The sequence below is a fragment of the Methylobacter sp. S3L5C genome, from assembly GCF_022788635.1.
In the GTDB taxonomy this organism is placed as follows: Bacteria; Pseudomonadota; Gammaproteobacteria; order Methylococcales; family Methylomonadaceae; genus Methylobacter_C.
Genome location: NZ_CP076024.1, coordinates 3,182,925 through 3,199,735 on the forward strand (window position 1 = coordinate 3,182,925; position 16,811 = coordinate 3,199,735).

Sequence of the window (16,811 nt, forward strand, 5' to 3'; positions counted from 1 at the left end):
TATCGACAAGGCATTTGAAGCTATTTAGCTTGGAAAAGACATAACAATTGACGCGATTTTTATAAATACTGTCATATAACTGATTTAAGTGGCGCGAAAAAAATATTGTGTGCCAAATAAAATGGCGCGATACTGCATCTCACGACACAAAAAGGTAAGTGAATGCCAAAAATTTTTTCACTTCAAGAAGATACTTTTGGACGTGACATTCTTAATCGCCTGCTCATTGATTTTTCGTGGGCATCTTCTGTACTGGAAGGAAATAATTATAGTCGATTAGACACAGAGAGGCTGATCAAGTTTGGTCAAGCAGCTGAAGGTAAGGATGCAATGGAAACCCAGATGATCTTAATCACAAATCTGCCATTGAATATCTGGTGCTTGATACCGAGTACGCTGGCGTTAACCCGGAAACTATTATTGTTTTGCATGCCTTTCTTTCCGATGGGCTGATGCCCGACCCGATGACCTGTGGTCAGGTTCGCAATCGCGCAGTGGATATCGGTGGTAGTGTCTATCTGAAATGGTTTATAAAATCGACTATTAGATATTAGATATTAGATATTAGATGGCGATTATTTTACTTATGGGAATGGCAGTTAATGGGATGTATTATTTCCAAATTATTAATAACTTGATGTTCAAGTTTTTAATTCTTGATTTTAGAGAAATCCATTGAATAAAGCCTTATTTAGTCTCTGGGTTTAGGCCCCTCATTCTGAGAGACTGGAAAACTTGATGAGGTCGATGGCGTAAGTAGGCGTTTCAATTGGAAGGCGGATAAAGCCGTGATGCAAATAGAAGGCTTCTGCCTCGTAGGAAATGGCGTGAACGATCAGAAGGCGAGCAGATACTTCCTGAGCAGCACGGGCAGACCTTTGTACAGCATCATTCAACAAGGCTTTGCCTAAGCCTTCGCCTTGCCATTTTTTATCGATGGCTAAGCGTCCAAGAATGACCGCCGGAATTTGTCGGGGCATATTCCGGCGCATAGAGCCAGTAACGTCCTGATTAAGAATCTGGCCCATGCAAATAGCGAAGTATCCTATTACCTTAAGCGAACCCTGTGGACAAACGACATAGGTTCTGCTTGCTCCCGTCGCCATATTATCAAGTGCTCGATCTCGTAACCAGCTATCTAACGCTTCCTCACCTGATTGGAAGTCTTCTAAATCGTGACTTGTGGTTAGATAAGCAGGTGAGCAAAGCCTTTTGTTTTCACTCATGCGACCACGGATATTTAGTTGCAATCAAACGCTTCATGCCGTCAATTTGTTCTTGTGATGCAGGCGTGTCTAGTAAGCCCAAGATTTTTTGAAATGCTTGGTTATCAACATAAATGGAGGTTTGATCAAGAATTACGTTCTTAGCCTCTTTCAGTGCAGATGCCATCATGAATTGTGAGCGGTTCAAACCAAGCAATTCGACTGCTTGGTCAATAAGCAATTTATCATGGGCACGGGCACGCAAGTGGATATTTACTTCGGCAGTGGCGTGTTGCGTTTTCATTGGCTTGTATCTGTTGAATAATTGGTTAATGTAAAATTAGTCTAATGTGTTGCTTTTGTCAACACAATAAATCAGGTGGTTATCGTCAACTGACTGAACAGAGCAATTGTCGCAGAACAGCCAGCACAAAATCCCGAAATTGATGATTGGTATAACTTGATGTTAAAATTTTTTTGGCTTGACTGAGGCGATCTAGATAAATCGAGGAATTTTCGTCAATGCGTTCAGGTGCAATATCATAGATGCTTAGCTGTAAGGTCTTATTTAAAATCAAGAATTAAAAACTTGAACATCGAGAATAAAGCAAATTTATCCCGCGATTGTAATATTGTTATCGATTATATCTACTCGTAGTCATTCTTATCTAAGCTAAAAGTGAATTTTTCTATTTCTGTATTCAACTCTCCATGAATTGCTATGTGTAGTAAATTTGTCACTACGTTGTAATTAGTATGGAGTAGAATGTAGTAAATATGTAGTAGATCAGAGCTTGGCGAGATCTGTAACTAATTGAATATTAAGTAATTTTTAATGTTTTTGCTTGTCTGGGGGACAAGGGGTCACAGGTTCAAATCCTGTCGTCCCGACCAATTGAAACAATGACTTACAAAATATGTGATTTGTTAAAAAGAGAAATTTCCCTTTTCGGGTACTCATACGGGTACACTTTAGAGAGTTATTGCCGATTATCACTAGATTTAAATTATCCCTTTCTTATCGGCAACCTTTGCCGGTCATAACTAAAAAGCCCCACTGACTTACATCAAGCCAGTGAGTAATCATCCGAATTTTTAAAGAGCAGTGCTAACCTTTAAACAGACTCAAGCCGTAATTGCTTTAATACCCTGCTTGTAGACTCCAAACGAGAACTGGTTAACCGTGCTAATAATGTGACGATACCTATATCAAATTGCCCTCTTATTATCTCAGGGGTGCCATTAGTGGCACGTATTAACCCCAAGCTAACCATCATATCAATTGCAAATTTTACCTTGTCAACCAATGTTTGAGAGATGACACGTATAAGAGCTTGTGTAAGCGCCTGATTCTCTTTTACCATTACTTGCACCAAAGCACTGTCTACACCTTGTAAACATCTACGCGGAACAAACGTTATACGGCAGTCATTAACGGCTTGGTATATGTTGGTTGTGGGGGATGTGCGGATAAACCCGCCACTGGTTACCATATTGATAATGTAATCGGCACCCGATTCAGACACAGCGACAACACCGGATAAGATTAAACCAGCACCATCTTGTAAGTGTATCCCGTCGCCACTTCTGATAGTCCTAGTCTTGGCATAGGCATGGTTCTTTATTAAAGCGGTCAAGCTACACATAATTTTTTAATTTTCATTTTGAATTAACATTAGTGTCCGGCGTCAACTATCCTGTCCGGCTGACGTCAATTACCTTGGCCGGTTTTGATTAAAAAACGGGTTACTTTTTTAAGCTCTGTTTTTTACGATAACTTTCTCCTTCGATTTCAATAATGGTGGCGTGATGGATAATGCGATCAATAGCCGCGACAGTCATCATGGTGTCAGGGAAGATTTGATCCCATTGGCTGAAGGGTTGGTTAGAGGTGATGATTAAGCTCCCACTTTCATAACGATGTGCGATGAATTCAAATAATACCTGGGTTTCAGCATCGTTTTTTTTAACATAGCCGATATCATCAACAACCAGAACCTGATATTTATCCAGTCGTGTCATCGCTGTCATTAAATTCAGATCCCGCTTGGCTTGCTGTAGGCTTTGAACGAGTGCCACCGCTGAGAACCATTTGACGCGAACTTTCTGCTCTATTAACTGACCAGCAATGGCCGCAGCAATATGCGATTTACCGATACCCGAAGGTCCGAGCAATAAAACGTTTCCAGCATCATGAGCCCAGTCAGTCTGGTCTTTCAGCCCAATAACTTGTTGTTGAACGGATGCGCTGAGTTCAGGTAGAATGAGATTGGCAAAGCTTTTCCCTGGCGGTAAGCCTGCTTCTCGCGTCCATTTTTGCACCCGCTTTTGATAACGATCTGCCGCTTCCTGTTCACAAAGTCCCGATAAATAACGGATATGACCATAACCCTTGTCAATAGCCTGCTCCTGATGGCTTTGATAATGCCAGCTAAAGGCCGGCAGTTTAAGTTCTTTCAATAATAAGTCGATAGTTTCAGGCATGACCAACAGCCTCCATACGATGCCAGTTGCCCTGCAACAAATGATCATAGCTGTTTAAATTATGTTGTCGTGCGGGAATGGTTGGTACGGTTTGTTTACCTAAGTAACGCTCTTGTAAGACCTTGAGGGTAGGCAGCGGTTTATTGTTATCAACCAAGGCTATTAACTCATTGCCTAAGCGTTCTTCACAATCATGATCCATAGCGATACGCAGTACACTAACTATCCATTTGCAGGCCTCTCTGGACTGAAACTGTTGATCACAGTTAAGCCACAATTTTCGATACGTCTCCGTGGGCAATAACTCATCCCTGAACTGTAAAAACCGGAACGCCTGCGGTTTAGCGGATAGACTATGAATAACATGTCGATAATCAATGCAACGACCCCGCCCCCTGCGTCAGAATAGTTGTCGCCTCAACTTTTAAGAAAAAATAAAATTTGAGAGTAGAAATGAAAAAATATAAAAGGTATTCAGTAGGCTTCAGAGAGCAGGCCCTGGTAAAAGTATACAATCGTAGTAATGACCAATCAGTTCAGTCCGTCGCAAACGAATTGAATATCCATTTAACAACCTTGAAGGCTTGGATGAAACAGAAGGAACAGGACGTCAAACTTGCACCGCTAAAATCAAAGCGTCCCGAAGATTGGAGCTCTGAAGAACGCTTTACTGCTTTACAAAAAACCTATAATTTGATCGGTGAAGACTTAAATGCCTGGTGTCGTGAACGCGGCGTTTTTATTCATCAGTTGGAACAATGGAAAGCTGATTTCTGCCGCCAGGATGACTTAGTAGACAAGCGTGAAGAAGCGCGGGTCCTGCGTATATTGAAAGAAGAAGTCCAAAGCCTTGAGCGCAATTTATTGCGTAAAGACAAAGCCTTAGCAGAAGCCGCAGCGCTGTTGGTACTGCAAAAAAAGTTCCGGGCGCTCTTGGGGGGGAGGTCGAATCGAATGACTGGCCACGAAGAGCGCGAACAAGTGATTGCTTTACTTAATGAATCAGTAACTGCGGGAGCACGTCAAGCTAAAGCCTGTGAAGTATTAGGACTTAGTGAGCGTACCTTACAACGCTGGCAGACAGGTGAGACGATTCACTGCGATCAACGCCCCTTGCGTGACTATCAACCGCCACACAAACTAACAGCAATCGAGCGTGCCGAGGTGCTGATCGTCGCTAATTCAGATGAATTTGGTCATCTGCCACCGAGTCAGATCGTGCCACGACTGGCCGACCAAGGTAGCTATCTGGCGTCTGAGTCGACCTTCTATCGCATCCTGCGCGAGGAAAAACAGCTTACCCATCGGCGTAGCGAACGTCCGGCTCAAACACGAACAAAGCCACGCGCGGCATGTGCTACAGCACCTAATCAACTGTACAGTTGGGACATTACTTATCTGCCATCACTGATCCGTGGACAGTTTTTTTCTATCTATCTGTATCTATTTGTTGATATTTTCAGCCGAAAGATCGTCGGTTGGCAGGTGTATGAAGAAGAAAACAGCGCCTTGGCTGGCGAATTGTTACGTGATCTCTGTCATCGTGAAGGGATACAGGCAGAACAGCTTATCCTGCATTCTGACAACGGCAGTCCGATGAAGGGATCGACTATGCTGGCGACCTTGCAACAACTGGGTGTCATGCCTTCGTTTAGTCGGCCATCGGTTAGCAACGATAATCCGTACTCAGAATCGTTGTTTAAGACCTTGAAATATCGTCCTAACTATCCGCTAAAGCCGTTCGCCGATGTTACGGAAGCGCGTCAGTGGGTCACAAGCTTAGTGGAATGGTACAACCATGAGCATCGTCACAGCGCTATTCGGTTTATTACTCCAGCGCAACGCCATGAAGGCTTGGACGACAAGCTTCTGGATAACCGTAAAGTCGTCTACGAAGCAGCACGTGCTAAACATCCGCAACGCTGGACTGGAAGTTCCCGTAATTGGGAAAAAATCCAGACAGCCCACCTTAACCCAGACAAGGTCTAAACAAAAAAATGCTACCAAGGAAGTGATTATTTAGAAAACAAACCAGAGTAAGATTTAACCGTCGAGGCGACAACTACATTGACAATTACCGCCCGTGGGGATGAACCGTTCCTGGAATGGTTGTTGAGAAGGTGTCATTGGCGTTCCCCACACCCGTGGGGATGAACCGCAGCACGGCAGCTTGCAATTTATTCAGTGCCAGCGTTCCCCACACCCGTGGGGATGAACCGTATTATTTCAAAACACAAGGCGATGCTGAAAAGCGTTCCCCACACCCGTGGGGATGAACCGAAATTAAACGACCTTGGGTTGTCAAAATTAAGAGCGTTCCCCACACCCGTGGGGATGAACCGATCACAAACTTTTAAGCAAACGCGAATCTCGGGCGTTCCCCACACCCGTGGGGATGAACCGGCCACAACAGATCAGGTCAATTTATCATCCGGGCGTTCCCCACACCCGTGGGGATGAACCGGAACCACCATGCCACAACCCACACTTGAAGAAGCGTTCCCCACACCCGTGGGGATGAACCGGGTGCGAATGGTACACGCAAGCAATTTGTTCAGCGTTCCCCACACCCGTGGGGATGAACCGACACTTATCGAGAAGTCCAGACGCATCAAGGGGCGTTCCCCACACCCGTGGGGATGAACCGATGATCGGTAATTGTCAATGTAGTTGTCGCCTCGACGGTTAAATCTTACTCTGGTTTGTTTTCTAAATAATCACTTCCTTGGTAGCATTTTTTTGTTTAGACCTTGTCTGGGTTAAGGTGGGCTGTCTGGATTTTTTCCCAATTACGGGAACTTCCAGTCCAGCGTTGCGGATGTTTAGCACGTGCTGCTTCGTAGACGACTTTACGGTTATCCAGAAGCTTGTCGTCCAAGCCTTCATGGCGTTGCGCTGGAGTAATAAACCGAATAGCGCTGTGACGATGCTCATGGTTGTACCATTCCACTAAGCTTGTGACCCACTGACGCGCTTCCGTAACATCGGCGAACGGCTTTAGCGGATAGTTAGGACGATATTTCAAGGTCTTTAAACAACGATTCTGAGTACGGATTATCGTTGCTAACCGATGGCCGACTAAACGAAGGCATGACACCCAGTTGTTGCAAGGTCGCCAGCATAGTCGATCCCTTCATCGGACTGCCGTTGTCAGAATGCAGGATAAGCTGTTCTGCCTGTATCCCTTCACGATGACAGAGATCACGTAACAATTCGCCAGCCAAGGCGCTGTTTTCTTCTTCATACACCTGCCCAACCGACGATCTTTCGGCTGAAAATATCAACAAATAGATACAGATAGAAAAACTGTCCACGGATCAGTGATGGCAGATAAGTAATGTCCCAACTGTACAGTTGATTAGGTGCTGTAGCACATGCCGCGCGTGGCTTTGTTCGTGTTTGAGCCGGACGTTCGCTACGCCGATGGGTAAGCTGTTTTTCCTCGCGCAGGATGCGATAGAAGGTCGACTCAGACGCCAGATAGCTACCTTGGTCGGCCAGTCGTGGCACGATCTGACTCGGTGGCAGATGACCAAATTCATCTGAATTAGCGACGATCAGCACCTCGGCACGCTCGATTGCTGTTAGTTTGTGTGGCGGTTGATAGTCACGCAAGGGGCGTTGATCGCAGTGAATCGTCTCACCTGTCTGCCAGCGTTGTAAGGTACGCTCACTAAGTCCTAATACTTCACAGGCTTTAGCTTGACGTGCTCCCGCAGTTACTGATTCATTAAGTAAAGCAATCACTTGTTCGCGCTCTTCGTGGCCAGTCATTCGACCTCTCCCCCCAAGAGCGCCCGGAACTTTTTTTGCAGTACCAACAGCGCTGCGGCTTCTGCTAAGGCTTTGTCTTTACGCAATAAATTGCGCTCAAGGCTTTGGACTTCTTCTTTCAATATACGCAGGACCCGCGCTTCTTCACGCTTGTCTACTAAGTCATCCCTGCGGCAGAAATCAGCTTTCCATTGTTCCAACTGATGAATAAAAACGCCGCGTTCACGACACCAGGCATTTAAGTCTTCACCGATCAAATTATAGGTTTTTTGTAAAGCAGTAAAGCGTTCTTCAGAGCTCCAATCTTCGGGACGCTTTGATTTTAGCGGTGCAAGTTTGACGTCCTGTTCCTTCTGTTTCATCCAAGCCTTCAAGGTTGTTAAATGGATATTCAATTCGTTTGCGACGGACTGAACTGATTGGTCATTACTACGATTGTATACTTTTACCAGGGCCTGCTCTCTGAAGCCTACTGAATACCTTTTATATTTTTTCATTTCTACTCTCAAATTTTATTTTTTCTTAAAAGTTGAGGCGACAACTATTCTGACGCAGGGGGATGATGCTGACAGGGTTCGGTGTGCGATTCTTGCGTTCCCCACACCCGTGGGGATGAACCGACATTGCGTGGTCGGGACTATATGTTCAGGGCGCGTTCCCCACATCCGTGGGGATGAACCGATATAGATAGAAATTTAGCACATAAAGCGATTGTGCAAGGTATTTTAAAGGAGAAAAAAAGTGTCTAGTCAAATTGATTACCAAGTATTGCTTGAAACTATTGTTATGACAGCTAAGAATGCCGCCCAATCAGCGAAAGAGCGGAAGGATGAGGCAATGTTGTTTGCCTACTACGATATTCTGCAGTTAAGACCCAAGCCGATATTATGGAGGTACCGCTTGATAAAATTGGAATGCAAGACGTTAATTTAGACGATTTAGTAAAGGCAACTGTTGATATTGCCAAACAAAAGCACGCGCGTTCCCCACATCCGTGGGGATGAACCACAGAGTAGCGAATCTGCGTTATTCATAGACTTACATCCCACGCCCTCAATTAACCGTTTACTTTCAAACCAGATAAAAAATAAGAGCCTGATTAGACACAGTGAGTAACGCACAGGTATTATGGAGTAATTTTTTTGGTCAAAAAAAACGATTACAGTTGATTTATGAGTTATTTATAGCTCGATTGATTATTTGCTTCTATTAACCTTATCAAACTATCGCTTTTATGAACGTAATACATGGGGCCTGGATTCCCAAAGACACTCAAGATTTTATGCAAGTGGGAGATTTTTACCTGTGGGTAGAAAGTGACGAGGTTGGGGGTACAGCAAACCTAACGTTGCACCCCCAACATTTGCCTCAAAAGCTTTGTTTGGAATTTTTAAAAAATGAGTTGGCACTCGGTTTGGTGGATGCAGGGCAGGGGGCATTAATATCGCTGCAGTTGCCTACCTTTGCCGGTAAGCCCTTGCCGTCACCGGAGTTACAGTATAGTGAAGTTGATGACACGGTGACACTGCAGAGCTGGCAGGTTTACGCTTATCCGTTGTCAGCCCCGCTGAAAGCGATTAATAATATTCATTTTTTGTGTTGTTTTCAGGTCAGTAATAGCCGTATCGGTAGTGATTTTTTGTTTTGGTATTACTTTAGCCAATCGTTAAAACAAATTTTGGCTAAAGATCAGTATATTCCTTTGTTGTTGAGTAAAAAATCAGGAGCAAAAATTGAGTTGTATCGGCGCTGGCAATTGGTATCAAGCAACTATGAAAGCTTGATACAAACAGCCATTACGCAAATGCCGCTGGCGTGTAGTCAACAACACCAGCCCGAATCGTTGTTACGGCATTTTGCCGAAGTGGTTATTGATGAACTTCTTACTATCGCAGCGCTGGAGATGCCGCAGATTTTTACTAAAAAAATTCAGGGTGATTTTTTAGAAACTATTCTGTTGCATAAACATTCCGCAGAGTTGATTGCAATCCGTCCAGAGATACCTGATGACTTTATTTACTGGCAGCAATGGCAGCAAAAACTGTTGGGAACCCAAGCACTGAGTACTTTGCATATGGGGTTTCAGTTGCTTGAAGCGGATGCCACCGCGATTGACCAGTGGCGTTTGGTGTTTTTTCTATCATCCCTCAACGATCCTTCGCTTAAACTGGATTTGGCTGATTTTTGGGCAGATAAAGATCACTTTCATGAGTTGTTACAGCAACAGTTTGGATTGGCGATAGAGCAGCAGATTTTAATTAACTTGGCACAAGCGGCACGTATTTATCCCAAATGCTGGCAGGGCATGGAAGGCGCTGAGCCGGATAGTGTGCAGTTGACCATGAATGAAGCTTTTGAGTTTTTAAAAGAAAGCGCCTGGATTTTGGAAGATGCCGGTTTCAAAATTATTATTCCGGCGTGGTTAACGCCCAAAGGTCGGCGCCGGGCGAAAGTTCGGTTGCGTTCTGGTGGTAAAGTCAAGTCTGCACCTGCCAGTGGGCAAGCTTATTTCTCGATGGAGACGCTGACAGATTATCACTACGAGTTGGCTATTGGTGATGAAACGCTGACCCCTGAAGAATGGCAACAATTGATAGATGCCAAAGCACCGTTGATTTACTTTCGCGGTCAATGGATGGAATTGGACCGGGATAACATGCAAGACATGCTGGCCTTTATACAGCAGCAAAATATGTCTGTCCCTGAGTTGTCGGTACAGGAATTATTAAAAAAATTAGCCGAAGACGCTGACAGCTTTGAACTGGATGTACATGACAGCCTCGCACAAATGTTGGCCAAGTTATCTGATAACAGTCAGTTAGAACTCATCGATAATCCGGCGGGGCTTAATGCAGAGCTACGCGATTATCAAAAGCGTGGTGTGGCATGGTTACGTTATCTGGAAAACTTGGGTTTAAACGGTTGTCTGGCCGATGATATGGGGCTTGGTAAAACCATGCAAGTGATTAGTTTGTTGGTCATGGAGCGCGAGCAAACAAAACCAGGTCCTACGCTACTGATTGCGCCCACGTCGGTTATTGGCAACTGGCAAAAAGAAATTGAAAAGTTTGCCCCGCAGTTGACCACGTTAATTCATCATGGTAGTGACCGTGAACAAGCGGTCGATGCTTTCAAACAACGCTGTCTACAGCATGATTTGATGATTACGTCTTACACGCTTGCCCGTAAAGACAGTAAATTACTGGGTGCCTTGCACTGGCATCGGGTGGTATTGGATGAAGCGCAAAATATTAAAAACCCCAAGTCGGCACAAACCAAGGCTATTTTAAAGCTCAACGGTGATACACGTCTGGCCTTAACGGGTACGCCGGTAGAAAACCGCTTAATGGATTTATGGTCTATTTTTAATTTTCTTAATCCGGGTTATTTAGGTAAACAAACTCACTTTCGTAAAAGCTATGAATTACCGGTACAGCGTGATAATGACCAGCGCCAGTCGGCTATCTTGAAAAGGCTGATCCAGCCTTTTATTTTGCGGCGTTTGAAAACAGACAAAGCGATTATCAAGGATTTACCCGATAAAATCGATAACAAGATTTATTGCAATCTTAGCAAAGAACAGGCGTCCCTTTATGAAGTGGTTGTTCAAGATGTGGTTACCCAGTTAGAAGCGGCTGAGGGTATTCAACGTCAGGGTTTAATGCTGTCGACTTTGATGAAATTGAAACAAATCTGTAATCATCCGATGCAGTTTTTACAAGATGGCAGTGCATTTACTCCGGAACGCTCACACAAGCTTGAGCGTATCAGCGAAATGCTTGAAGAAGCGATGGCACAGGGCGATAGTGTTTTGGTGTTTACCCAATTTACTGAAATAGGTGAAAACCTGTCGCGTTATCTGGCAAAAGAAAAACATTACAAAACCCATTACTTGCATGGTGGCACGCCACGTAACAAACGCGAATTGATGATCAGTGATTTTCAAGATCCGGATACCAGCCCTGCCGTGTTTATTTTATCGCTCAAAGCCGGTGGTGTGGGTATCACCTTAACCCAAGCCAATCATGTGTTTCATTTTGATCGTTGGTGGAATCCTGCGGTTGAAAATCAGGCGACTGATCGGGCCTTTCGTATCGGCCAGAAAAAGAATGTTTTTGTGCATAAATTTGTAACGTTGGGGACTCTGGAAGAGCGTATCGACCAAATGATCAGCGACAAGCAAAAAATGGCCGACAGCATTGTTGGTAATGATGAAAGTTGGCTAACCAAGCTGGATAATCAAGCATTTAAAGAACTTATTGCACTCAATAAACACAGCATTATGGAAGACTGATATGAGTACTCATGCAAAAACCTGGTGGGGACAGCAATTTATAGCTGCCCTGGAAGATTTTACCGACAGTGGACGCCTGGCGCGTGGGCGTTCTTATTCTACCGACAATCGTATCAAGCAATGGCTATTGCAAAAAGGTACAGTCGAGGCAAAATTGCGCGGGAATATAAATCCTTATTATGGCGTTTATAAGGAGCCGACTTATAAAGTTAGTGTGCAAATGACGCATTTATCCGAGGCACAATGGCAAAAAATAATTCAAAAACTTAGCCAACGCGCCAGTTTTATTGCCAGATTATTGCTCAATGAAATACCGGAAAATATTGAAACGGTGTTTGCCGATGTGGGTGTGCACTTACTGCCCAATGATTATAAAGATTTTAACGTGTCCTGTGACTGCCCCGATTATGAGGTCCCCTGTAAACATATTGCCGGTGCTTGTTACCGCTTGGCGGGTCAACTGGATCAGGACCCGTTTCTGTTATTTGAAATGCGTGGACTTGCACCCGAAAAATTATTACAGGAATTGGCGTTATCACCTTTAGGTAAAGTGTTAAGCGAAGCCAAAAGTAGCGAGGCTACTGAATTAGTGCCGGTAACCAGTTTTTACACCCGACCGGTATTGACAGCGTTGCCTCAGGAAATCCGCTTAGAAGACTTTTGGCAGGGACAGCAGCCGTTACCAAAAAGTCTGGAACCGGGCCAAGCGGCGATTATTCCCGCTATGTTAATTAAAAAAGGCGGTGATTTTCCTGGGTTTTGGCAAAAACAAAACTCTTTTATCGATGTGATGGAAGATTTTTATCTCAGGATGCGCAAAGTTACTTTGAAACGGCTGTGAGTGCAAAAGTCTGCTATAGATCTGGTCAATTAAACAGTGAACCTTAAGATTCAGCTTTTTGTTCTCGGGCTAACAGATTTTGTACGGCAGTCAGTGGTGCGAGGTTTTCGTAGAGCACTTTATACGTTTGCTCAGTGATGGGCATATCTATGCCGTGTTTCCTGGCTAATAATAACGTTTCTTTGGCGGCGGAAATGCCCTCGATTTCCTGGCCAATTTCCTGCATCGCCGTTATTCTGTCCTTACCGAGACCTAATGCCAAACCAAAGCGCCGGTTTCTGGATTGATTGTCGGTACAGGTTAAAATAAGATCTCCCAAGCCTGCCAAACCCATAAAGGTTTCCTGTTTTCCTCCCAGTTCAACACCCAAACGAATGATTTCATTAAGGCCGCGTGTAATTAACGCGGCTCGGGTGTTGGCACCAAAGCCCAAGCCATCAGCGATGCCCGCAGCAATAGCCAGAACATTTTTTACCGCACCACCCACTTCTACTCCCACAACATCGGCACTGGTGTAAGTTCTAAACTGCCCGCCATGTAAAATGTAGGAAAGTTGTTTGGCAAAACCCGGCTGCGATGAGGCTATGGTAATGGCAGTGGGCAGGTTTTCTGCAACTTCGTGAGCAAAGGTAGGCCCTGAAAGAATAGCCGCCGGGGTTTGTGGGCTAAAAATATCAGCAACTATTTCGTGGAGTAATGAACCATCATCAGGATTAAAACCTTTGCTTGCCCACGCTATTTTAATCTCGTTTGATAAGTAGGGTTTAAGTTCAATCAGGGTTTTTTTAAAGGCATGACTAGGCACACAAACCAGTAGCAGTTTGCTAAATGCAGCAACTTCGTTTAAGTCTGAAGTAACGGCAAGAGTGGCAGGAAAATAATGCTCAGGTAAATAGCGTTTATTTTGACGGTCTTTTGCAAGTGCCATCATATGCTCAAGGTTATGTCCCCATAATAGAGTCTGGCAACCATTTCTGGCTGCCAGAAGCGCAAGAGCCGTTCCCCAGGAACCTGCGCCCAGGATAGCTATTTTTTTGTTAATCACACCAATTAATTGATAGTGTCAGAGCCAGGGAGTTGTTGCGGTATTTGTTGTAAATGCTGGGCATACAAGGCATCAAAATTTACTGGTGCCAAAAGCAGTTGTGGAAAACCGCCTTTTGCAACTAGGTCAGAAACGGCTTCGCGGGCGTAAGGGAAAAGAATGTTTGGACAAAAACTGCCTACCATAGGGCCCATTTCTTCATCGGTAAAACCATTCAAAGCAAAAATACCCGCTTGATTGACTTCAACCAGATAAGCTGTTTTATCATTGCTTTTAACAGTAATAGTGACAGTCAGTGCTACTTCGTATAGCGCATTTTCCAAGGGTTCAACGTGAGATCCCAGATTGAAATCAACGGAAGGTTCCCATTTTTCAGTGAATATGGTCGGTGAATTGGGTGTTTCAAAAGACATGTCTTTAGTGTAAATTTTTTGAATAGAGAATTGTTTTTCTATTGCTGTTTGCTCTTCGGCCATAATTAATGTGTTGTTTGAGGTTTTAGTATGCGTGAGTTTTATTAGTATTAATTGCTAATAAAATCATGCGCTTGGGTTGATTTTGGTTTTTTGTTTACTAGTTATTTTTATGGGCAATTTATAGTCGTTTTCCCAAGCATCCATACCGCCGGTAATAACGAAAACTTGCTCAAATCCTGCTTTGGTCAATAGTTTGGCAGCTGATGCCGAGCGAGTACCGGTTTTGCAGGAAATAAGCACAGGTTTGGTTTTATGCTCGGCTATTTTTGCAAGATCTTCCGATAATTTACCTAAAGGCATATTGATAGACTGCTCAATATGATTGTGAATAAATTCAGAGGGTTCGCGAACATCTATAACCAGTGTTTCGCTATCATTCATTTTAGCGACAGCCAGCAACGGTGAAACAGCATCAAATTTCTTAAAGGCGGTGTCAAACAATTCCTGGATCAATAAATAAGTAACAACAGCCAGTGCAAGCGATAATATATAGTGATTTAAAATAAAGTCTAGGTAACGGTCCATTGGATATGTTTTAGGTTAAGTGAAGGTCAAAAGGTTGAAAATAAATTAGCTCTTGGAACAAAAAACATCTCGCATCATTTTAATAAGTAGCAGCATGCGCTCATCATCAATAAAGTAATAAACACGATTGGCTTCTTTTTTTGAGCCGAGAATGTTTTTTTCCCTAAGAATTGATAAGTGCTGGGAAATATTACTCTGGCTGGTTCCTACTTGCTCAACAATATCTTGCACACTGATTGCATTAGTGCCAAGAACGCACAATATTTTTAATCGCAATGGATGTGACATGGCTTTCAGGCAGCGAGCCGCCCTGGCTATGTCGGTGTCATTGTATAAAATGTGTTGGTTTTTAGTTTCCATAGTACTACGTAATGCTACTGGTTTACGGTGTCTTTATCGTCAATAAAGAACTTCCGAAGAATTATTTATACACAACTACTACCAACGTGTATTAATATAATGATTACTTTGCCTGTTTACCCAAACAACAAATTTGACAAAATGATACCTTATTTTGAACCATTTTGGGTAATGGATAATATAATACTGCTTCTAATTTGGATTTATCCAACAGGCGACCCCGATTTTGTTTTTATTATACGGAGATAAATGAAAGATGTTGAACCGACCTAAGCCTTTAGTTTTGCTGATTATTGATGGATTTGGTTACTCATTGGAGCAAGAGAGTAATGCCATTACGATGGCCAATACACCTTGTTGGGATCAGTTACAAAAAGATTATCCCATGACCTTATTGGATTGTTCCGGTCACTCGGTTGGCTTGCCTGATGACCAAATGGGTAATTCTGAAGTGGGGCATATTCATATAGGCACAGGACGATATGTTCCCCAAGATTTTTCCAAGGTGAATGATGCGATAACCGATGGCAGTTTTTATACCAATCCAGTGCTTTGTCGTGCCGTTGATCATGCCAAAGATAAAGGTAAAGCTCTACATATTATGGGCTTGTTGTCACCCGGTGGCGTCCATAGTCACGAAGAGCAAATTTCGGCGATGGTCGAACTGGCAGCAAAACGAGGCTTAAGCAAAATTTATCTGCATGCATTTTTGGATGGCCGGGATGTTCCTCCTAAAAGTGCAACAGCTTCCATTCAATTATTGGAAGCAAAATTTGCTGCACTTGGTGTTGGTCGTATCGTTTCCATAATAGGGCGTTTTTATGCAATGGATAGAGACAATCGTTGGGATAGGGTAAAATCTGCCTACAATTTGATTGTTAAAGGCGAAGCCGGCTTTTTTGTTGATTCTGCCTTGCAAGGATTAGCAACAGCTTACGAAAGAGGCGAGACGGATGAGTTTGTTTTACCGACGGCTGTTGTCGATAGTGAAGGTCAGGCAGTTGTCCTTGATCCTGAAGACTCGGTAGTATTTATGAATTTTCGGGCTGATCGGGCGCGCGAAATTTCTCAGGCAATAACCCTGACAACGTTTGATTCTTTTGATAGAGGCTGCGAACCTTTTCAGGGTTACTTCTGTACTTTAACGGAATACCATCAAGATTTTGGTTATGATATAGCGTTTCCTTCGGTAGACATTAAAAATTGCCTTGGCGAATACTTGTCTGTGCTGGGTATGAAGCAACTGCGGCTGGCAGAAACTGAAAAATATGCGCATGTCACTTTTTTTCTTAATGGCGGTGTTGATACGCCTTTTCCTGGAGAAGACCGGATATTAGTGCCATCGCCAAAAGTTAGAACTTATGACTTACAACCGGAAATGAATGCGGGAGAGGTTACTGATCATTTGGTCGAGGCAATAACCGGCGGTAAATACGATGTCATTATTTGTAATTATGCCAACTGCGACATGGTTGGTCACACCGGCATCATTCCTGCGGCGATTCTTGCTGTAGAGGCTGTTGATAAAGCCTTGCAACGCGTGGTTGATGCGTTAAAGTCTGTTGATGGACAGCTCTTGTTAACGGCTGATCATGGTAATATTGAACAAATGCTTGATAAAGTGACAGGGCAACCGCACACTGCGCATACGACAAACCAGGTGCCGTTGGTTTATGTCGGCGGGCATAAGCCATTAGCTTCTGGTGGTGGTTTATCGGATTTAGCGCCAACTATGCTGGCTATTTTAGGTGTCGAGCAACCCGTTGAAATGACGGGACGATCTCTTATTAATGTTGCTTGATTTGTG

The 16,811-nt window shown here is 43.7% G+C and carries 14 protein-coding genes, 1 pseudogene and 1 CRISPR repeat array; of the genes and pseudogenes, 5 read left to right on the plus strand and 10 right to left on the minus strand.

Annotated elements, in window-relative coordinates; all coding sequences use genetic code 11:
- Nucleotides 1-162: 162 nt before the first annotated feature.
- A complete protein-coding gene (locus KKZ03_RS14265; protein WP_243217485.1) occupies nt 163-453 on the plus strand; it encodes a hypothetical protein in 291 nt (96 codons plus the stop codon).
- 260 nt (nt 454-713) lie between these two features.
- On the opposite strand, the gene KKZ03_RS14270 is transcribed toward KKZ03_RS14265, so the two are convergent.
- The 5 genes from KKZ03_RS14270 to KKZ03_RS14290 form a co-directional block, all read right to left on the minus strand.
- Nucleotides 714-1,250, minus strand: coding sequence for a GNAT family N-acetyltransferase (locus KKZ03_RS14270; RefSeq protein WP_243217486.1), 537 nt, complete (start codon nt 1,248-1,250; stop codon nt 714-716).
- Nucleotides 1,219-1,509: a DUF1778 domain-containing protein gene (locus KKZ03_RS14275; protein WP_243217487.1), complete on the minus strand. Its 291-nt coding sequence runs from the start codon at nt 1,507-1,509 to the stop codon at nt 1,219-1,221. Before KKZ03_RS14275 ends, KKZ03_RS14270 begins: the two co-directional genes overlap by 32 nt.
- Before the next feature lie 811 nt (nt 1,510-2,320).
- On the minus strand, nt 2,321-2,851 hold the full coding sequence (locus KKZ03_RS14280) for a hypothetical protein (RefSeq protein ID WP_243217488.1): 531 nt from the start codon (nt 2,849-2,851) through the stop codon (nt 2,321-2,323).
- 100 nt (nt 2,852-2,951) lie between these two features.
- Nucleotides 2,952-3,689 (minus strand): IS21-like element helper ATPase IstB, encoded by a 738-nt coding sequence (gene istB, locus KKZ03_RS14285; RefSeq protein WP_243217489.1) that lies wholly within the window; start codon nt 3,687-3,689, stop codon nt 2,952-2,954.
- The gene (locus KKZ03_RS14290) at nt 3,682-3,990 is read right to left on the minus strand and encodes a hypothetical protein (RefSeq protein ID WP_243217490.1); all 309 of its coding nucleotides are present in this window, start codon (nt 3,988-3,990) and stop codon (nt 3,682-3,684) included. Before KKZ03_RS14290 ends, istB begins: the two co-directional genes overlap by 8 nt.
- Before the next feature lie 152 nt (nt 3,991-4,142).
- On the opposite strand from KKZ03_RS14290, the gene KKZ03_RS14295 reads away from it, so the two are divergent.
- The gene (locus KKZ03_RS14295) at nt 4,143-5,678 is read left to right on the plus strand and encodes an IS3 family transposase (protein ID WP_243217491.1); all 1,536 of its coding nucleotides are present in this window, start codon (nt 4,143-4,145) and stop codon (nt 5,676-5,678) included.
- A gap of 79 nt (nt 5,679-5,757) precedes the next feature.
- A CRISPR array of direct repeats spans nt 5,758-6,336; the repeat unit is 29 nt; unit sequence GCGTTCCCCACACCCGTGGGGATGAACCG.
- Between the two features lie 96 nt (nt 6,337-6,432).
- On the opposite strand, the pseudogene KKZ03_RS14300 reads toward KKZ03_RS14295, so the two are convergent.
- A pseudogene (locus KKZ03_RS14300) lies at nt 6,433-7,960 on the minus strand (IS3 family transposase).
- A 737-nt stretch (nt 7,961-8,697) separates the two neighbouring features.
- On the opposite strand from KKZ03_RS14300, the gene KKZ03_RS14305 reads away from it, so the two are divergent.
- Both KKZ03_RS14305 and KKZ03_RS14310 read left to right on the plus strand, forming a co-directional pair.
- Nucleotides 8,698-11,757: a DEAD/DEAH box helicase gene (locus tag KKZ03_RS14305; protein WP_243217492.1), complete on the plus strand. Its 3,060-nt coding sequence runs from the start codon at nt 8,698-8,700 to the stop codon at nt 11,755-11,757.
- Nucleotide 11,758: 1 nt separating this feature from the next.
- Nucleotides 11,759-12,598, plus strand: coding sequence for an SWIM zinc finger family protein (locus KKZ03_RS14310; RefSeq protein WP_243217493.1), 840 nt, complete (start codon nt 11,759-11,761; stop codon nt 12,596-12,598).
- 43 nt (nt 12,599-12,641) lie between these two features.
- Here KKZ03_RS14310 and KKZ03_RS14315 read toward each other — a convergent pair whose 3' ends face one another.
- From KKZ03_RS14315 to KKZ03_RS14330, 4 genes are all read right to left on the minus strand, one after another.
- Nucleotides 12,642-13,640, minus strand: coding sequence for an NAD(P)H-dependent glycerol-3-phosphate dehydrogenase (locus KKZ03_RS14315; protein ID WP_243221635.1), 999 nt, complete (start codon nt 13,638-13,640; stop codon nt 12,642-12,644).
- An 8-nt stretch (nt 13,641-13,648) separates the two neighbouring features.
- A complete protein-coding gene (gene secB, locus KKZ03_RS14320) occupies nt 13,649-14,119 on the minus strand; it encodes a protein-export chaperone SecB (protein WP_243217494.1) in 471 nt (156 codons plus the stop codon).
- A 63-nt stretch (nt 14,120-14,182) separates the two neighbouring features.
- On the minus strand, nt 14,183-14,644 hold the full coding sequence (locus tag KKZ03_RS14325; protein ID WP_243217495.1) for a rhodanese-like domain-containing protein: 462 nt from the start codon (nt 14,642-14,644) through the stop codon (nt 14,183-14,185).
- A 45-nt stretch (nt 14,645-14,689) separates the two neighbouring features.
- Nucleotides 14,690-15,004: a helix-turn-helix transcriptional regulator gene (locus KKZ03_RS14330; RefSeq protein WP_243217496.1), complete on the minus strand. Its 315-nt coding sequence runs from the start codon at nt 15,002-15,004 to the stop codon at nt 14,690-14,692.
- A 256-nt stretch (nt 15,005-15,260) separates the two neighbouring features.
- Here KKZ03_RS14330 and gpmI point away from each other — a divergent pair, with 256 nt between their 5' ends.
- Nucleotides 15,261-16,805: a 2,3-bisphosphoglycerate-independent phosphoglycerate mutase gene (gene gpmI / locus KKZ03_RS14335; RefSeq protein ID WP_243217497.1), complete on the plus strand. Its 1,545-nt coding sequence runs from the start codon at nt 15,261-15,263 to the stop codon at nt 16,803-16,805.
- Nucleotides 16,806-16,811 lie beyond the last annotated feature (6 nt).